The 18,137-nt window shown below is 72.9% G+C and carries 17 protein-coding genes and 1 pseudogene; 10 read left to right on the top strand and 8 right to left on the bottom strand.

Features of this window, described 5'->3' with window-relative positions:
* Positions 1-33 precede the first annotated feature (33 nt).
* The 10 genes and pseudogenes from ACIQ1J_RS28740 (at position 34) to era (ending at position 7,840) form a co-directional block, all read left to right on the top strand.
* On the top strand, positions 34-1,104 hold the full coding sequence (locus tag ACIQ1J_RS28740) for a M4 family metallopeptidase (protein ID WP_403561294.1): 1,071 nt from the start codon (positions 34-36) through the stop codon (positions 1,102-1,104).
* Positions 1,105-1,125: 21 nt separating this feature from the next.
* Entirely contained in the window at positions 1,126-1,392 is a 267-nt protein-coding gene (locus ACIQ1J_RS28735) for a protealysin inhibitor emfourin (protein WP_210962510.1), read from the top strand.
* Positions 1,393-1,449: 57 nt separating this feature from the next.
* Complete coding sequence (locus ACIQ1J_RS28730; protein WP_403561291.1) at positions 1,450-2,754, top strand: GH1 family beta-glucosidase; 1,305 nt, start codon at positions 1,450-1,452, stop codon at positions 2,752-2,754.
* A 121-nt stretch (positions 2,755-2,875) separates the two neighbouring features.
* A complete protein-coding gene (locus ACIQ1J_RS28725) occupies positions 2,876-3,955 on the top strand; it encodes a PhoH family protein (protein ID WP_210962512.1) in 1,080 nt (359 codons plus the stop codon).
* A 12-nt stretch (positions 3,956-3,967) separates the two neighbouring features.
* Positions 3,968-4,465, top strand: a complete 498-nt coding sequence (ybeY, locus tag ACIQ1J_RS28720; RefSeq protein ID WP_403561289.1) for an rRNA maturation RNase YbeY — start codon at positions 3,968-3,970, stop codon at positions 4,463-4,465.
* The gene (locus ACIQ1J_RS28715; protein WP_403561287.1) at positions 4,462-5,766 is read left to right on the top strand and encodes a hemolysin family protein; all 1,305 of its coding nucleotides are present in this window, start codon (positions 4,462-4,464) and stop codon (positions 5,764-5,766) included. Before ybeY ends, ACIQ1J_RS28715 begins: the two co-directional genes overlap by 4 nt.
* Positions 5,763-6,146, top strand: a complete 384-nt coding sequence (locus ACIQ1J_RS28710) for an MmcQ/YjbR family DNA-binding protein (RefSeq protein WP_403561285.1) — start codon at positions 5,763-5,765, stop codon at positions 6,144-6,146. The genes ACIQ1J_RS28715 and ACIQ1J_RS28710 overlap by 4 nt, the downstream gene beginning before the upstream one ends.
* Before the next feature lie 75 nt (positions 6,147-6,221).
* A pseudogene (locus tag ACIQ1J_RS28705) lies at positions 6,222-6,425 on the top strand (XRE family transcriptional regulator); the annotation flags it as partial.
* Positions 6,426-6,462: 37 nt separating this feature from the next.
* Positions 6,463-6,816: a cytidine deaminase gene (locus ACIQ1J_RS28700; protein WP_210962515.1), complete on the top strand. Its 354-nt coding sequence runs from the start codon at positions 6,463-6,465 to the stop codon at positions 6,814-6,816.
* Positions 6,817-6,886: 70 nt separating this feature from the next.
* Positions 6,887-7,840 carry a GTPase Era gene (gene era, locus ACIQ1J_RS28695; RefSeq protein ID WP_193776243.1) on the top strand — a complete coding sequence of 318 codons (954 nt, stop codon included), beginning with the start codon at positions 6,887-6,889 and terminating at the stop codon, positions 7,838-7,840.
* Between the two features lie 174 nt (positions 7,841-8,014).
* Here era and ACIQ1J_RS28690 read toward each other — a convergent pair whose 3' ends face one another.
* The 8 genes from ACIQ1J_RS28690 to ACIQ1J_RS28655 all read right to left on the bottom strand — a co-directional run bounded on the left by ACIQ1J_RS28690 (position 8,015) and on the right by ACIQ1J_RS28655 (position 17,905).
* Positions 8,015-9,148 carry a carbohydrate kinase family protein gene (locus tag ACIQ1J_RS28690; protein ID WP_403561404.1) on the bottom strand — a complete coding sequence of 378 codons (1,134 nt, stop codon included), beginning with the start codon at positions 9,146-9,148 and terminating at the stop codon, positions 8,015-8,017.
* A gap of 262 nt (positions 9,149-9,410) precedes the next feature.
* Positions 9,411-10,403, bottom strand: a complete 993-nt coding sequence (locus tag ACIQ1J_RS28685; protein ID WP_403561282.1) for an adenosine deaminase — start codon at positions 10,401-10,403, stop codon at positions 9,411-9,413.
* Positions 10,404-10,423: 20 nt separating this feature from the next.
* A complete protein-coding gene (locus tag ACIQ1J_RS28680) occupies positions 10,424-11,329 on the bottom strand; it encodes a ribonuclease Z (RefSeq protein WP_403561280.1) in 906 nt (301 codons plus the stop codon).
* 15 nt (positions 11,330-11,344) lie between these two features.
* Complete coding sequence (locus ACIQ1J_RS28675; RefSeq protein ID WP_210962518.1) at positions 11,345-11,698, bottom strand: histidine triad nucleotide-binding protein; 354 nt, start codon at positions 11,696-11,698, stop codon at positions 11,345-11,347.
* A 363-nt stretch (positions 11,699-12,061) separates the two neighbouring features.
* Positions 12,062-15,286, bottom strand: coding sequence for a S41 family peptidase (locus tag ACIQ1J_RS28670; protein ID WP_403561278.1), 3,225 nt, complete (start codon positions 15,284-15,286; stop codon positions 12,062-12,064).
* Positions 15,287-15,359: 73 nt separating this feature from the next.
* A complete protein-coding gene (locus ACIQ1J_RS28665) occupies positions 15,360-15,875 on the bottom strand; it encodes a hypothetical protein (protein ID WP_403561276.1) in 516 nt (171 codons plus the stop codon).
* Between the two features lie 198 nt (positions 15,876-16,073).
* Entirely contained in the window at positions 16,074-16,823 is a 750-nt protein-coding gene (locus ACIQ1J_RS28660; protein WP_403561274.1) for a 16S rRNA (uracil(1498)-N(3))-methyltransferase, read from the bottom strand.
* Complete coding sequence (locus ACIQ1J_RS28655) at positions 16,820-17,905, bottom strand: nitronate monooxygenase (RefSeq protein WP_403561272.1); 1,086 nt, start codon at positions 17,903-17,905, stop codon at positions 16,820-16,822. Before ACIQ1J_RS28655 ends, ACIQ1J_RS28660 begins: the two co-directional genes overlap by 4 nt.
* Positions 17,906-18,137: the final 232 nt, after the last annotated feature.

Raw genomic sequence — 18,137 nt, 5'->3', positions numbered from 1 at the left:
ACAGCCACATCACACAGTGCAAGGGTGCCGGACATGACGACATACGGGGGCTTCGAGCCCGTCTTCTGCACCATCGTGCCGCCCCACGTCCTCGACAGGCTCGCCCGGCACGAGGACCCCGTGCTCGCCGGTCCCGCCCGCCGGACCCTCCAGCGCGACGCCTTCGAGCGCACCCACCGCCGGCTGACCACGGTGATCGGCGCGCCCACCGTCGCCCCGCGCGCCGACGCCGAGACCGAGAAGCCGCAGCGCACGGTCTTCGACGCCCGGCACGGCACCGACCTGCCGGGCAAGAAGGTGCGAGGGGAGGGCGAGGAGCCCGGCAAGGACGCCACCGTGAACCGCGCCTACGCGGCCCTGGGAGCGACTTTCGAGCACTTCCTGAAGGTGTACGGGCGCGACTCCATCGACGGCGGCGGGCTGCCGCTGGACGCCACCGTGCACTACGACCGCGAGTACAACAACGCCTTCTGGAACGGCGAGCAGATGGTCTTCGGCGACGGGGACGGGGAGATCTTCCTCGACTTCACCATCCCCCTCGACGTGATCGGCCACGAGCTGACCCACGGCGTCACCCAGCACACCGCCAACCTGACCTACTACGGTCAGCCGGGCGCCCTCAACGAGTCGGTCTCCGACGTCTTCGGCGCGCTCATCAAGCAGTACTCGCTCGGCCAGACGGCCGCCGAGGCCGACTGGCTGATCGGCGCCGGGCTGCTCGCCCCGCGGGTGACGGGCGTGGCGCTGCGCTCCATGAAGGCGCCGGGCACGGCGTACGACGACGACGTCCTCGGCAAGGACCCGCAGCCCGCGACGATGGACGACTTCGTGCGCACCGGCCGCGACAACGGCGGCGTGCACATCAACTCCGGCATCCCCAACCACGCCTTCTACCTGGTCGCCACCGCGCTCGGCGGGCACGCCTGGGAGCGGGCGGGACTGGTCTGGTACGACGTGCTGACCGGCGGCGAGCTGGCGCAGGACGCGCTGTTCGCGGACTTCGCGGCACTGACGGTGAAGGCCGCCCGGGAGCGCTATGGCGACGCGGATGAGCTGGAGGCGGTGCGCAAGGCCTGGGAGCAGGTCGGGGTGCGCGCGCTCTAGTTCCGTACTAGACACGGACCCATGCGGATTCAGGTGAGGCGCACAGGAGGCTTCGCGGGCATCGAACGCCACGCGGAGGTCGACACCGCGGGACGCCCCGACGCGGCCGAGTGGCACGCCCTGGCGGAGCGGGCGGCCGCCGACGGCCGGGGCACGCCGCCCGTCGGGGTGCCGGACGGCTTCAGCTACCAGCTCACCGTGGACGGGAAGACGGTGTACGCCGCCGACCCCCGGCTGACGGACGAGCAGCGGACGCTGATCTCGCGGGTGCTGAAGGAGGGCGCGTAACGCCGTCGCCGGTCAAGGGCGTTGACTTCCCTCGCCGGCGGTACGGATGATCCGCGCATGGCGACGAACCCGGTACCCCGGTTCCCGGACGGCTTCCTGTGGGGCGTGTCGACCTCGGCGCACCAGATCGAGGGCGCGGCCGAGCTGCGGGGACCGTCCGTGTGGGACGTCTTCGCGTCCGAGCCGGGGCGGGTGAAGGACGGCTCCACGGCGGCGGTGGCCTGCGACCACTACCACCGCTACCGCGAGGACGTGGCGCTGCTGGCGGACCTGGGCGTGGACGCGTACCGCTTCTCGGTCTCCTGGCCGCGGGTGGACTCCCCCGGCGGCCTCGGCTTCTACGACCGGCTGGTCGACGAACTGTGCGCGGCGGGCGTCCGGCCGGTGCCGACGCTCTTCCACTGGGACCTGCCGGCGGGCCTGGACTGGCTGGACCGGGACACGGCGTCGCGTTTCGCCCAGTACGTGTCGGTGGTCGCGGACCGGCTCGGCGACCGCGTCGGCAAGTGGATCACCCTGAACGAGCCCGCCGAGCACACCCTGCTGGGCCACGCCCTCGGCGCGCACGCCCCCGGCCGGAAGCTGCTGTTCGACGCCCTGCCGGTGGCCCACCACCAGCTGCTCGCGCACGGCCTCGCGGTACGTGCCCTGCGCGCGTCCGGCGCCGCCGGCATCGGGATCGCCAACTCGCACGGTCCGACCTGGCCGGCGTCGGACGAGACGGCCGACCGGGAGGCGGCGGACTTCTACGACGTCCTCCTGAACCGGCTGTTCGCCGACCCCGTGCTGACCGGGCGGTACCCGGACGGCATCGGCGAGCTGATGCCGGGGGACGTGCGGGCGGACCTGGAGATCATCGCCGAGCCGCTGGACTGGTACGGCGTGAACTACTACGCGCCCACCAGGGTGGGCGCCCCGCAGGGCGCGGAGACCGAGTCCGGGGGCCTGACGTTCCCCGCGGAACTGCCCTTCTCGGTGCGCGGGATCGAGGGCCGGGCGCTGACCGACTTCGGCTGGCCCGTCGTCCCCGAGGGGCTCACCGAGCTGCTCACCGGCTTCCGCGACCGCTACGGCGACCGGCTTCCGCCCGTCGTCATCACGGAGAACGGCTGCTCCTACGAGGGGCTCGACGACCAGGACCGCATCACCTACCTCGACGGGCACGTCCGCGCCCTGCACCGGGCGCTGGAGGCGGGCGTGGACGTGCGCGGCTACTTCGTGTGGTCGCTGCTGGACAACTTCGAGTGGGCCGAGGGGTACGCGCGCCGGTTCGGGCTGGTGCACGTGGACTTCGCGACGCTGAAGCGCACGCCCAAGGCGTCGTACGGCTGGTTCCGGGAGATGGTCCGCGCCCAGCGGTGAGCGCCGGTCGGATAAAAGCCTCGGTGCTGTCGGCGGGGAGTCGTACGCTGGAGGAAGCAGAGCACACCCGTCACGCGGCTCACGCCGCAGAGGAGGACGAGCAGGCCTAGAGCGCCGGCCCATGACTCAGACACCCACAGCTCACACCCCCGCGCAGGGGCAGGCGAGAGCACAGTTCACCGTCCCCGCCCAGCACCCCATGGTGACCGTGCTGGGATCCGGCGACTCCCTCCTGCGCGTGATCGAGAAGGCCTTCCCGGCGGCCGACATCCACGTCCGGGGAAACGAGATCAGCGCGGTCGGCGACAGCCATGACGTCGCCCTCATCCAGCGCGTGTTCGACGAGATGATGCTGGTGCTCCGCACGGGGCAGCCGATGACGGAGGACGCAGTGGAACGCTCGATCGCCATGCTCAAGGCGAGCGAGAACGGGGAGAGCGACGGCCAGGAGACCCCGGCCGAGGTGCTCACGCAGAACATCCTGTCCTCTCGCGGCCGCACGATCCGCCCCAAGACGCTGAACCAGAAGCGGTACGTCGACGCGATCGACAAGCACACCATCGTCTTCGGCATCGGCCCCGCGGGCACCGGCAAGACCTACCTGGCGATGGCCAAGGCGGTGCAGGCCCTGCAGTCCAAGCAGGTCAACCGCATCATCCTGACCCGTCCCGCGGTCGAGGCCGGCGAGCGTCTCGGCTTCCTGCCGGGCACGCTCTACGAGAAGATCGACCCGTATCTGCGCCCGCTGTACGACGCGCTGCACGACATGCTCGACCCGGACTCGATCCCGCGGCTGATGGCGGCGGGGACCATCGAGGTCGCGCCGCTGGCGTACATGAGGGGTCGCACCCTCAATGATGCTTTCATCATCCTGGACGAGGCCCAGAACACCAGCCCCGAGCAGATGAAGATGTTCCTCACCCGCCTCGGTTTCGAGTCGAAGATCGTGATCACGGGTGACGTGACGCAGGTCGACCTGCCCGGCGGCACGAAGTCGGGTCTGCGGCAGGTGCAGGACATCCTGGAGGGCGTCGACGACGTCCACTTCTCCCGGCTGTCGTCCCAGGACGTCGTCCGGCACAAGCTGGTGGGCCGTATCGTCGACGCGTACGAGCAGTACGACAGCAGGAACGGCACCGAGAACGGCGGCCACAACGGCGGTCGCGCACCCAAGCACGGTGCCAAGGCCAAGGGGAAGTAGACCAGCACGACCATGTCGATCGACGTCAACAACGAGTCCGGAACCGAGGTCGACGAGCAGGCGATCCTCGACATCGCCCGCTACGCGCTCGCTCGGATGCGCATCCACCCGCTCTCCGAACTCTCGGTGATCGTCGTGGACACCGACGCCATGGAGCAGCTCCACATCCAGTGGATGGACCTGCCGGGTCCGACGGATGTCATGTCCTTCCCGATGGACGAGCTGCGTCCGCCGGCGAAGGACGAGGACGAGCCGCCGCAGGGGCTGCTCGGCGACATCGTGCTCTGCCCGGAGGTCGCCACCAGGCAGGGCACCGAGGCGCCCACGCAGCACTCCATGGACGAGGAGCTCCAGTTGCTCACCGTCCACGGCGTGCTGCACCTGCTCGGATACGACCACGAGGAGCCGGACGAGAAGGCCGAGATGTTCGGTCTGCAGGCGGCCATCGTGGACGGCTGGCGTGCGGAGAAGGGCCTGGCCGGCCCGTCCCCGGCCCCGACCGTCTCATGAGCCTCCCGCTGATCGCGGGCGCGGTCGCCCTGGTCGTGATCGCCTGGCTCGCCGCGTGCGCGGAGGCGGGGCTCGCCCGGGTCTCCAGCTTCCGCGCCGAGGAGGCCGTACGGTCCGGGCGGCGCGGCGGCGAGAAGCTCGCCAAGGTCGCCGCCGACCCGACGCGCTACCTCAACGTGGCGCTGCTGGTCCGCGTCGCCTGCGAGATGGCCGCCGCCGCACTGGTCACGTACGCCTGTCTGAAGCAGTTCGACGGCACCGGCGAGGCGCTGGTGATCGCCATCGCGGTCATGGTGCTCGTCTCGTACGTCGCCGTCGGGGTCTCCCCGCGCACCATCGGACGCCAGCACCCGCTGAACACGGCGACCGCGGCGGCGTACGTCCTGGTGCCGCTGGCCCGGATCATGGGCCCGATCCCGTCGCTGCTCATCCTCATCGGCAACGCCCTCACTCCCGGCAAGGGCTTCCGCCGCGGCCCCTTCGCCTCCGAGGCGGAGCTGCGCGCGCTGGTCGACTACGCCGAGAAGGAGTCCCTGATCGAGGCCGAGGAGCGCCGCATGGTGCACTCGGTGTTCGAGCTGGGCGACACGCTGGTGCGGGAGGTCATGGTCCCGCGGACCGACCTCGTCGTCATCGAGCGCTACAAGACCATCCGGCAGGCGCTCACTCTCGCCCTGCGCTCCGGTTTCTCGCGGATACCGGTCACCGGTGACAGCGAGGACGACATCGTCGGCATCGTCTACCTGAAGGACCTGGTCCGCAGGACGCACATCAGCCGGGACGCGGAGAGCGACCTCGTCTCCACGGCGATGCGCCCGGCGTTCTTCGTGCCCGACACCAAGAACGCCGGTGACCTGCTGCGCGAGATGCAGAAGGAGCGCAACCACGTCGCCGTCGTCATCGACGAGTACGGCGGCACGGCGGGCATCGTCACCATCGAGGACATCCTGGAGGAGATCGTCGGCGAGATCACCGACGAGTACGACCGGGAGCTGCCTCCGGTCGAGGAGCTGGGCGAGGACCGTTTCCGGGTCACCGCCCGCCTCGACATCGGCGACCTGGGCGAGCTGTACGGCCTGGAGGAGTTCGACGACGAGGACGTGGAAACGGTGGGCGGCCTGCTGGCGAAGGCGCTGGGCCGGGTGCCGATCGCCGGTGCCTCGTCGATCGTGGAGCTGCCGGACGGCCGCGAGGTGCGGCTGACGGCGGAGGCCGCGGCGGGCCGCCGGAACAAGATCGTGACGGTGCTGGTGGAGCCGGTGGGCGCGGTGAAGCGCGCCGAGGAGGCCGTGTCGGAATGACCCCCGGGGAACTGCGCGACTTCTGTCTGTCCTTCAACGCCGCGGTGGAGGACTTCCCCTTCAGCCCCGAGATCTCGGTCTTCAAGGTGCTGGGCAAGATGTTCGCGCTGTCCTTCCTGGACGCACGCCCCCTCACCGTCAACCTGAAGTGCGATCCGGACGACGCGATCCGGCTGCGCGCCGGCCACCCGGGCCTGATCGTCCCGGGTTGGCACATGAACAAGCGGCACTGGAACACGGTGACCGTGGGCGGCGGGCCCGACGGCGAACCTGGTGGCGGGCTCCCGGACCGTGTCGTCCGGGAGCTGGTCGAGGACTCGTACGACCTGGTGGTCGCCGGCCTGCCGCGCGCGGACAGGCTCCGCCTCGACCGTCCCTGAGCGGCCGGTCCGCGGTCCGGCCGCGACCAGCACAGCCGCCGCCGGCACGATCACCGCGTCCAGGACGAGCGCCGTGACGCCGGGCAGATCCGCGAGGAGCCGGACCACCGGCTGGTCGGGCTGCTCGGCCTGGAGTCGACGGCGCTGAAGGTACCGGCGCGGCCCCTTCCGACGTTCATGCCGCACCCGCCGCCGGACGAATCGGTCAGCGCGGCGAAGCCGGAGTGGCCGGCCTCGCCGGAGGGCCGGCGCGGGGCGATGTACCCGGTGGCGGGGTGACCGGCCGGCGACAGGCGGTGCTACGTATGCTCGCCTCATGACCGAGACTCCCGACCTCGACCCCGAGGACCGCAAGATCGTGACCCTGGCCCGTTCCGCGCGGGCCCGCAACGGTGTGCCCGAGGGCGCGGCCGTACGCGACGAGACCGGCCGCACCTACGTCGCCGGGACCGTCGGCCTGGACTCGCTGAAGCTGAGCGCGCTGCGGACGGCGGTGGCGATGGCGGTGGCGTCCGGCGCGAAGTCGCTGGAGGCGGCGGCCGTGGTGACGGAGGCGGAGTCGGCGTCGGAGGAGGACCGGGCGGCGGTGCGGGACCTGGGGGGTCCCGGGACGCCGGTACTCGTCGCCGGTCCGGACGGCACGGTGCGCGACACGGTGCGCGCGGGCTGATCCGACCCTCGCGGGCCCGGTGGGCGACCGTGGTACGGCGGGGCTCCGGCGATCAGGGACAATGGGCGCCATGAGCGTTCGTACCCAGTCATCCGAAGAGTCGGCCGAAGCTGTCCACAGGGCCGGTTTCGCCTGCTTCGTGGGCCGCCCCAACGCGGGCAAGTCCACCCTCACGAACGCTCTGGTCGGGCAGAAGGTGGCGATCACCTCGAACCGTCCGCAGACGACGCGACACACCGTGCGGGGCATCGTGCACCGCCCGGAGGCGCAGCTGATCCTGGTGGACACCCCGGGGCTGCACAAGCCGCGCACGCTGCTGGGCGAGCGGCTCAACGACGTCGTGCGGACTACGTGGGCCGAGGTGGACGTCATCGGCTTCTGCCTGCCGGCCAACGAGAAGCTCGGCCCCGGCGACCGCTTCATCGCCAAGGAGCTGGCGGGGATCAAGAAGACCCCGAAGGTCGCGATCGTCACCAAGACCGACCTGGTGGACTCCAAGACCCTGGCCGAGCAGCTGATCGCGATCGATCAGCTCGGCCAGGAGCTGGGGATCACCTGGGCGGAGATCGTCCCGGTGTCGGCCACGGCGAACCAGCAGGTGGACCTGCTCGCGGACCTGCTGACCCCGCTGCTGCCCGAGGGCCCCGCGCTCTACCCCGAGGGCGACCTGACCGACGAGCCCGAGCAGGTCATGGTCGCCGAGCTGATCCGGGAGGCCGCGCTGGAGGGCGTACGGGACGAGCTGCCGCACTCCATCGCGGTGGTCGTGGAGGAGATGCTCCCGCGCGAGGACCGCCCCGCCGACAAGCCGCTCCTGGACATCCACGCCAACGTCTTCATCGAGCGTCCCAGCCAGAAGGGCATCATCATCGGCCCCAAGGGCAAGCGCCTGAAGGACGTCGGCATCAAGTCCCGCAAGCAGATCGAGGCGCTGCTCGGCACCCCGGTCTTCCTGGACCTCCATGTGAAGGTCGCCAAGGACTGGCAGCGCGACCCGAAGCAGCTGCGGCGGCTCGGCTTCTGACACCGCCCGGGGGCCTCCCCACCCGGCACGCCGGCCATGCGGCGACAGCCGCACTCGGACACGGCCTGGACCTCCACGTGAAGGCCGCCGAGGACTGGCAGCGCGACCCGAAGCAACTGCGGCGGCTCGGCTTCTGACACCGCCCGGGGGCCCTCCCGGCGGCGTGCCCGGTCGTCAGGCCGGGGGGCGGAAGCCGATGGTCGGGACGGCGCGGCGCAGGGGCCACGGTGCCACCAGGTCGGCCGGGACCAGGTCCGCGAGGAACGCGTAGCGGCGCAGGGCCGTCGGGTCCTGGCTCTCGACCGACTGGACCTTGCGCCACCAGGTGGCGATCTCGCACCAGCCCGGCGCCGACAGGGAGCCGCCGAACTCCTGGACGGAGAGGGCTGCGGTCAGACCGGCGAAGGCCAGGCGGTCGGCCAGCGGCCAGCCGGCCAGGGTGCCGGTGACGAATCCGGCGACGAAGACGTCCCCGGCGCCGGTCGGGTCCAGGGCCTCGACCTCGATGGCCGGGACCTCGGCGCTCTCCCCCGTACGCCGGTCCACCGCGTACGCGCCGTCCGCGCCGAGGGTGACCACGGCGAGCGGCACGTGCTCGGTCAGGGCGTGCGCGGCGGCGCGCGGGCAGGTGGCGCCGGTGTAGCGCATGGCCTCCTCCGCGTTCGGCAGGAAGGCCTCGCAGTGCGCGAGGTCGGGCAGCCCGGCCAGGTCCCAGGCGCCGGTGTCGTCCCAGCCGACGTCGGCGAAGACGCGGGTGCCGCGCGCGGCGGCCTGGGCGATCCAGCGGGCGCGGACGCCGGGTGTGAGGGAGGCGACGGCGGCACGCGCGCGGGGCGGGCAGTCGGGGGACGGTTCCTCCGGCGGCGGCTCGTGGCCGTGGGAGACCATCGTGCGCTCGCCCTCGTACGCCATCGAGACCGTCACCGGCGAGTGCCAGCCGGGCACGGTGCGCGAGGGGGTCAGGTCGATGCCCTCGCCCTGTGCGAGGGCATCCCGGCAATAGTCGCCGTAGTGGTCGTCGCCGAAGGCCGCGGCCAGCGAGGTGCGCAGCCCGAGGCGGGCCAGCGCGGTCGCCATGTTGGCCACGCCGCCCGGGCTGGAGCCCATCCCGCGCGCCCAGGACTCGGTCCCGCGTACCGGTGCGGAGTCCAGCCCGGTGAAGACGACGTCGAGGAAGACGGTACCGGTCAGATACACGTCCCAGGGCGGGTCCTGCGGTGTGCGCAGGGCGGCGAGGGGATCGACCTGGGGGCGGTGGTGCGATCCCTGGTCCGGGACGTGGCGGTGTGTTCTCTCGGCGGCCGGCATGACGGGCATGGCGGGCACGCCGGACGCGGTGGACGCTGTCACGGTGCGCTCCCTGGCATGGTGCGGACCCCGCCAGTGTGCACCACGCCGCTGACAACCCGACGGCGTCGGGGCCGGTGGCAGCGGCGTGTGGCCGCCGCCTCCCGCGGCGGTACGGCCGGTCACCGGCGCGGGGCGGGAGGGGTCCGGTCCGGCGCGACCACGACACGGCGGGACGCCGGGCGGCCGCGGCCGCCCGGGGTCCGGGACGGGCCGAGCCGGACTACCCGAACTCGTACGCCTCCACCTCGGCCAGGTAGCCCGCCCGCAGTTCCTCCTCGTCCTCCAGGAAGGAGGCGAGGAAGGAGTTGCGGGCGAGCTCCCGCAGCCGCTCCTCCGTGAGGCCAAGAGCCTCGCGTACGGCGTCGAAGTTGTCGCCCGCGTAGCCGCCGAAGTAGGCGGGGTCGTCGGAGTTGACCGTGCACATGAGGCCCGCGTCGAGCATCGCGGGCAGCGGGTGGTCGGCGAGGGTGTCGACCGTGCGCAGCCGGACGTTGGACAGCGGGCACAGAGTCAGCGGGACACGCTCGCGCACCAGCCGCTCGACGAGCGCCGGGTCCTCGACCGAGCGCAGACCGTGGTCGATCCGCTCGACGCCGAGGACGTCCAGGGCCTCGACGACGTACTCCGGCGGCCCCTCCTCGCCCGCGTGCGCGACCCGGCGCAGCCCGAGGGCGGCGGCGGCCTCGTACACCTCGCGGAACTTGACCGGCGGGTGACCGGCCTCGGCGGAGTCCAGGCCGACGCCGGTGATGCGGTCGAGGTACGGCTTCGCGGCGTCGAGGGTCGCCAGCGCCGACTCGGCGGACTCGTCGCGCAGGAAGCACATGATGAGGCGGGTGGAGACGCCGTGGTCGTCGCGGCTGGTGCTCAGCGCCCGCCACAGGCCCTCCACGACCGTGCCCATCTCCACGCCCCGGGCGAGGTGCGCCTGCGGGTCGAAGAAGATCTCCGCGTGCCGCACGCCCTGCGCGGCGGCGCGGGCGAGGTAGGCGTTCGCGAGGTCCTCGAAGTCCCGCTCGGTGCGCAGGACGGCCATGAGCTCGTAGTACAGGTTCAGGAAGGACTGGAGGTCCTCGAACCGGTACGCCTCTCTCAGCGCGTCCTCGTCCGGGTACGGCAGGGGCACGCCGTTGCGGGCGGCCAGCTCGAAGGCGAGCTCGGGTTCCAGGGTGCCTTCGATGTGGAGGTGCAGTTCAGCTTTGGGCAAGGGCATCAGAGCATCGTACGACCGGTTTACCGACGTTTCGGAACCGGGACTCTGAGGAGGTCGTGGGCCACGGTCACCTCCCCCTCGTAGCCGGCCGCCCGTGCCTGCCGTTCGAACTCCACGGGGTCCGAGTAGCGCTGGCTGAAATGGGTGAGGACCAGGTGCCGTACGCCCGCGTCCCGGGCGACCCGCGCCGCCTGGCCGGCGGTGAGGTGGCCGTGGTCGGTGGCGAGACGCTCGTCCTCGTCGAGGAACGTGGACTCGATGACCAGCAGGTCGCAGCCCTCGGCGAGGGCGTGCACGCCCTCGCACAGCCGGGTGTCCATGACGAACGCGAACCGCTGGCCGCGCCGGACCTCGCTGACGTCGTCGAGCGGGACGCCGTTCAGCGAGCCGTCGCGCTGGATGCGGCCCACGTCGGGGCCCTTGATGCCGTGCGCGGCGAGGCGTTCGGGCAGCATGCGGCGGCCGTCGGGCTCGGTGAGGCGGTAGCCGTAGGACTCGACCGGGTGGGAGAGCTTGCGGGCGTCGAGGGTGTAGGCGGGGGTCACCGCGAGGACGCCGTCGGTGGCGACCGGGGCCTCGGTGAGGGCGACCGTCTCGCGGTAGGCGGTGGCGTACCGCAGGCGGTCGAAGAAGCGCTGCCCGGAGCGCGGGTAGTGGGCGGTGACCTCGTGCGGGACCTGGTCGAGGTTGACGCGCTGGATGACGCCGGCGAGGCCGAGGCTGTGGTCGCCGTGGAAGTGCGTGACGCAGATCCGGTTCAGGTCGTGGGCGGCGGCCCCGGCGCGCAGCATCTGGCGCTGTGTGCCCTCGCCGGGGTCGAACAGGATGCCCTCGCCGTCCCAGCGGAGCAGGTAGCCGTTGTGGTTCCGGTGCCGGGTCGGGACCTGGCTGGCGGTGCCGAGGACGACGAGTTCGCGTACGGACATCGTGGGTCGTCCTGGTTAACCGGGGGGCCATTCGAGGCCGCGGCCGCCGAGGACGTGGGCGTGCGTGTGCCAGACGGTCTGGCCCGCGCCGGTGCCGGTGTTGAAGATCGTGCGGTAGCTGTCGAGCTTCTCCTGGTCCGCGATCGCCTGGGTCTCGCGCAGGATGTCCGCGGCGAGTTCCGGGGCACCGGCGGCGAGGGCCGCGGCGTCCCGGTAGTGGGCCTTGGGGATCACCAGGACATGGGTGGGCGCCTGGGGGTTGATGTCCCGGAAGGCGACGGTCGTGTCCGTCTCACGGACGATCGTCGCGGGGATCTGACCTGCGACGATCTTGCAGAACAGACAGTCGTCCTGTGGCTCGCCTGTCATGGGGGCGGCTCCTAACGGTGGTGATCTTCTGGGGGCATCGTAGCGAGCGCCGGTGCGCGTGGCGCCGTGCCGGGGGGTGAGCGCCGGGGGGGAGCGCCGGGTGGGGTGAGCGCCGGGGGGTTGAGCGCCGGGTGGGTGGGGTGAGCGCCGGGGGGTTGAGCGCCGGGTGGGTGGGCTTGCCCGCACCGACGGGGTGCCTACCCCACGCTCGGCTCCTCCCCCACGCCCGGCTTCGCTCGCGCGGGGGACCCCCACGAGCGGGAGGTGTGCCCCCACCGCCGACCCGTGCCGCCCTGGGGGTACCTCCCAGGCCGTTCGGGCACTGAGGGAGGCACGACTGCCCGCAGCTGGGGGGGCGGCAGGCTACGGCAGGCTCGGCGGGGTCTTCGCCGGGGTCTCCTCCAGCGCCTCCAGCGCCAGCCGGATCGCCTCGTCCAGCTGGGGGTCGCGGCCCGCCGCGTGATCCTGCGGGCGCTGCGGGACCTCCACGTCCGGATCGACGCCGTGGTTCTCCACGCCCCAGCCGTAACCCTCCAGCCAGAACGCGTACTTGGGCTGGGTGATCAGCGTGCCGTCGACCAGGCGGTAGCGGCTGTCGATGCCGATGACGCCGCCCCAGGTGCGGACACCGACGACCGGGCCGATACCGAGTGCCTTGATCGCCGCGTTGACGATGTCGCCGTCGGAGCCGGAGAACTCGTTGGCGACGGCGACGACCGGGCCGCGGGGCGCGTCCAGCGGATAGCTGGCCGGCCGCATGCCGCGCGGCAGGTCCCAGCCGACGACGCGCCGGGCGAGCTTCTCGACGACCAGTTGGGAGGTGTGGCCGCCGCGGTTCTCGCGGACGTCGACGACCAGACCCTCCCGGGCCACCTCGACGCGCAGGTCGCGGTGGATCTGGGCCCAGCCGGGGGCCTGCATGTCGGGGACGTGGAGGTAGCCGAGCCGGCCGCCGGACTTCTCGTGGACGTAGGCGCGGCGGTCGGTGACCCAGGCGTGGTAGCGCAGGGGCTCCTCGTCGGCGAGGGGGACGACCACGGCGTGCCGCAGCTCGCCGCCGCCGGACGGCGAGATGGTCAGCTCGACGGGCTTGCCCGCCGTGCCGACCAGCAGCGGGCCGGGCCCGGCGACCGGGTCCACGGGCTGCCCGGCGACCGCGACGACCGCGTCCCCGGCGCGGACGGCGACGCCGGGCGCGGCGAGCGGGGAACGGGCGTCGGGGTCGGAGGTCTCCGAGGGCAGGACCCGGTCGATGCGCCAGGCGCCGTCCTCGTGCCGGGACAGGTCGGCGCCGAGCAGGCCCTGCCGGGCGCCGCCGCCGTGGCCGCCGCGCGGGGTGACGTAGGCGTGCGAGGTGCCCAGTTCGCCGTGCACCTCCCACAGGAGGTCGACCAGGTCGTCGTGGGTGGCGAGACGGTCGAGGACGGGCCGGTAGCGGTCGAGGACGCCGTCCCAGTCGACGCCGTTCATGTCGGGCCGCCAGAAGTGGTCCCGCATGATGCGGCCGGTCTCGTCGTACATCTGCCGCCACTCGGCGGCCGGGTCGACGGTCTGCCGTACGCGGCTCAGGTCGACGGTGATGTTGGTGTCGCTGTCCTCGTCGCCGGAGGCCCGCCGGTCGCTGGGGACGACCTTGAGGCGTCCGTCGGTCCACAGCAGCACCCGCTTGCCGTCGCCGCTGACCTCGAAGTGGTCGGCGTCCGCGGCGAGGTGCTCGACGCGCTGCTGGGCCAGGTCGTAGCGTTCCAGTTCGGTGTGCGGGTCGGGGGCGTCCGGGGTGGCGCGGGAGGCGCCGAGCACGCCGGTGACCGGGTGGCGCAGCCACAGGACGCCGTCCTTGGCGGCGCGCAGCCGGGAGTAGCGGGCGGCCTCGACGGGGAACGGCACGATGCGGTCGGCGAGGCCCTCGATGTCGATCCGGGTGGTCGGGGTGCCCTCGCTGTCGGGGGTCTCGTCCCGGTCCGGGGTCTCGAAGGGGCGGCCGTGGCGCTGCGGGCCGAAGGGCGACGGGGTGGCCGCGGCCAGCGTGATCAGGTACGGGCGGGCGCCCTCGACGAAGGCCAGGTCGAAGACGTGCTCGTCGTAGACCGGGTCGAAGGAGCGGGTGGAGAGGAAGGCGAGGTGCTTGCCGTCCAGGGTGAAGGTCGGCGAGTAGTCCTTGAAGCGCAGCGGGGTCGCCTCGCTCACCGACAGGTCGGTGGTGTTGGCGAGCTTGAGCTGGCGCAGCGGTTCGGGGCCGGGGTGGGACCAGGCGAGCCAGGCGGAGTCGGGCGAGAAGACCAGCCCGGACGCGTCGCCGTTGTCGCTGCGGTCGACCTCGCGGACCTCGCCGGTCTCGCGCTCGACGAGCAGGACCCGCCCGTCGTGCGAGGCGACGGCGGCACGGCTGCCGTCCGGTGCCATGGCGAGGACGAGCACCCGGCCCAGCTGCCCGGCGGCGAGGCGCCGCGCGGCGGCGCCGGGGGCGAGTCCGGTGGCGGGCGCGAACTCCAGGGCGTCGTCACCCTCGGCGTCCGTCACCCACACCACCCACTCCTCGCCGTCGGCGCGGAAGGTGCGCGGCAGCCGGGTGCGTACGCCGGGCTGCGCGGCCAGTGCGCGGGCCGGTCCGGCGCGGTGGGTGACCCAGTGGACGCCGCCGCGTACGGCGACGGCGCTGCCGCGCGCGGTGTGGTCGGGGGACGCGGAGCCGAACCAGCGGGCGGCGTTCACCGGGTACGCCTGGAGGTCGACGCGCGAACCGCCGAGCCGGATGTCGAGCCGGCGCGGTTCGGCCGCGTCCAGGTCGTCCAGCACCCGGAGTTCACCGGCGCAGGAGTAGACGACGCGGGTGCCGTCGGTGGCGGCGTGCCGGGCGTAGAAGCCGTCGAGTGGGGTGTGGCGGCGCAGGTCGGAGCCGTCGGCGAGGGAGGAGTAGAGCGCGCCGGTGCCTTCGTGGTCGGAGAGGAACGCGATCCGGTCGCCGACCCAGAAGGGGTACTCGATGTTGCCGTCGAGGTCACTGTGCAGCCGGGTGAACTCGCCGGCCGCCCCGGCCTCCCCGGCAGCTCCGTCGGTGTCGGCGTCGATCCACAGCTTGCCCGCCGTGCCGCCCCGGTAGCGCTTCCACCAGGCGGCCTCGCGGCCCATGGGCGCGGACAGCAGCACGGTGCGCGGGCCGTACGCGACATCACCGACGGGCCCGTACGGCAGGGTGGTGGCCGGTCCGCCGTCGAGCGGGACGGCGCGGGCCCAACTGCGGCGCAGGCTGGCCTGCCCGTAGGTGCTGAGGGCGAGGACCTGCCCTTCCGGGGTCCAGCCGCGCACCTGGGTCTTCAGGCTGCCCCAGTGCGTGAGGCGCTTGGCGGGGCCGCCGTCGGCGGAGGCGATGTGCACCTCGGGTGCGCCGTCGCGGGTGGAGGTCCAGGTGACCGTGGTGCCGTCGGGCGAGACGCGGGGGTGGTTGACGGGCACGTTGTCGGAGCTGACCCGCCAGGCCCGGCCGCCGTCGAGCGGGGCGAGCCACACGTCGTCCTCGGCGGTGAAGGCGACCAACTCGCCGTGCGGGTGCGGAAAGCGGAGGTAGGCAGGCGCTGCGGGCTGTGTCACCCCCTCACCCTATGCAGGGGCGGGGCCCGCCGACAGAGGTTTGGATCACTTACCGGCCACCGGCCCCGCCGGGCTATTTGCCCTCCACCGGGCGGCAGTGCGGGTCGTCCGGGCACCAGATGGTCCGGGTGACGGTCACCGTGGGCCCCGGCTGGTGCTGGGTGGGCCGATTCGCGGGCGGGGCGCTCGTGGCGTCGCAGTTCCCCAGCCCCTTGACCCGGAACCACTCCTTGCCGTCCACCTTCGCGGTCAGATCGCCGCGTACACAGGCGCCGTTGACGACCCGGGTCACCTCGCCGTCGACGGTGATGTCCTGTCCGCCGTCGGTCTTCCCCTCGCAGTCGACGGAGGCGACGGTGTCCTCGCCCGCCGAGGCGGTGGCGCCGTCGTCCCCGAAGGAGGCGGTGCAGGTGAGCCACCGCACCTCCGCCTTCTGCCGCTCCAGTTCGCGCGTCACGGTCCGGTCGGTCGTGTACGCCACGGACGCCGAGCTGAGCCCGCCCGGGTCGCACGCGCCGACACCGCCGACGGCGACGACCGCGCCGACGACCACCGGAGCCGCGCGCCGAATCCGCCTCCATGCCCACATGAGGGGCAGCCTGCCACCGGCGCGGGGCGGACGGTAGGGCGCATACGGCCACTCCTCACTACCGTGCGGGGATGCACTGCGGACGTCGGCGCAGGAGGCTCTTCGTGGACGAAACGGCCACCCGCATATGGTCGGTGCGTCACCGGCACAGCGTCACGGCGGTGGCGTCGGCGCTCGGCCGGCCGGCGTCCTGACGCGTCAGGACCAGCGGCCGGTGCGGGCCAGGAGTACCGCCGTCGCCGCGGTACCGGCCGTGGAGGTGCGCAGGACACTGCTTCCCAGGCGGTAGGGTTTCGCGCCGGCCTCGGCGAAGAGGGCCAACTCCTCCGGGGAGACCCCGCCTTCGGGACCGACGACCAGCACGATGTCCCCGGCGGTGGGGAGTTCGGTGGCGGCCAGCGGCTCGTCGCCGCTCTCGTGGAGTACGGCCGCGAACTCGGCGTCGGCCAGAAGTGACGCGACCTGCTTGCTCGTCGCCGCGTCCGCGACGTCGGGGAAGCGGACCCGGCGGGACTGCTTGCCGGCCTCCCGGGCCGTCGCCCGCCACTTGCCGAGCGCTTTGAGGCCGCGGTCGCCCTTCCACTGCGTGACGCAGCGGGACGCCGCCCAGGGCACGATCGCGTCGACGCCGACCTCGGTCATCGTCTCGACGGCCAGCTCGCCGCGGTCACCCTTGGGCAGGGCCTGGACGACGGTGATCCGGGGCCGCTCCGGCGGTTCCTCGTGGACCGTCTCGAGTCCCGTGACGACCAGGCGGTCCCTGCCCTCGGCGGACTTCACCACACCCTCGGCCCAGCGTCCGCGCCCGTCGGTGAGGACGACGTCCTCGCCGGCCCGCAGCCGCCTCACGGAGACGGCGTGCCGTCCCTCGGGGCCCTCCAGGACGTACTCCCCTCCGGACAGGTCGCCCGGCTGGAGGGAGTCGACCACGAACACCGGTGCCGTCATCGGCCCGTACCTCCCGTCACGAACCCCGACAACGCTGTCCCGGCGGCCGCGAGTTCGGCCACCAGCACCTCCACCAGCTGCCCGGCGGGCAGCTCCCGGGCCATCCGGTGACCCTGCCCCGCCCAGAGCGCCATGCCCTGCGCGTCGCCCGCCTTCGCCGCCGCCTTGCGCAGCGGCGCGGTGAGGTGGTGCACCTCCGGGTAGGCGGCGGGGGCGTAGGGGCCGTGCTCGCGCAGGAAGCGGTTGACCAGGCCGCGGGCGGGGCGGCCGGAGAAGGCGCGGGTGAGTTCGGTGCGGACGAAGAGGGGGTTGCTCAGCGCCTGCTTGTGCAGGGCGTGCGCGCCGGACTCGGGGGTGGCGAGGAAGGCGGTGCCGAGCTGGGCGGCGCTCGCGCCGGCCGCGAGGACCGCGGCGATCTGGCCGCCGCGCATGATGCCGCCGGCGGCGACGATCGGCAGGCTCACCGCCTCCCGGACCTGGGCGACCAGCGACAGCAGTCCGGTGCCGGCGCCGCCCGTCTCGGGGTGGTCCCGGTGGGTGCCCTGGTGTCCGCCGGCCTCGGCGCCCTGCGCGATCACCGCGTCGGCGCCGGACAGCTCCACGGCCCGGGCCTCATCCGCCGTGGTCGCGGCGACCAGGGCGAAGGTGCCCACGCGGTGCAGCGAGTCGACGACCTCACGGCTGGGGACGCCGAAGTGGAACGACACCACCGGCACCGGGTTGTCCAGCAGCACCGCGATCTTGGTGTCGTAGCCGTCGTCCCGGCCGCACTCGGGGTCGCCCAGCTCAGTCTCGTACCAGGCGGCCTCGCCGGCGAGCTGGTGGGCGTAGACGCCGACGGCTGCGGGGTCGGCCGTCTCGGGCTGCGGCATGAAGAGGTTGACGCCGAAGGGCCGGCTCGTCAGTCCCCGCAGCTGCTTGATTTCCTGGTACATCCCGTCCGCGGTCTTGTACCCCGCGGCGAGGAATCCCAGCCCGCCCGCCTCGCAGACCGCGGCGGCGAGCTGCGGCACGGAGACACCGCCCGCCATGGGCGCCTGCACGATCGGGTAGGGGAAAAGATCGGTCAGTGCGGAGGACATGACGGCATGTTGTCACGTCCTCCGAACAAGTCCGAATCCGGGCTTCCGTTGGCATACGCCAGGAGCATCCGCATCGGAAAGCCCCTGGCGGTACGCCGTGACCGGTGCCCGTCAGCGCCCGTTGAAGGCGTCCTTCAGCCGCGAGAACAGCCCCTGCTGCCCGGGCTGACAGCGCCCACCCGGGGGAACGACCCCCGGACCCCCGGCAGACCCCCGAGCACCACGCCGACAA

Source organism: Streptomyces sp. NPDC097107, from assembly GCF_044762405.1.
Lineage (GTDB): Bacteria > Actinomycetota > Actinomycetes > Streptomycetales > Streptomycetaceae > Streptomyces > Streptomyces thinghirensis.
Note: the sequence above shows the minus strand (reverse complement) of the source record. Positions and strands in the feature narration are given on the sequence as shown.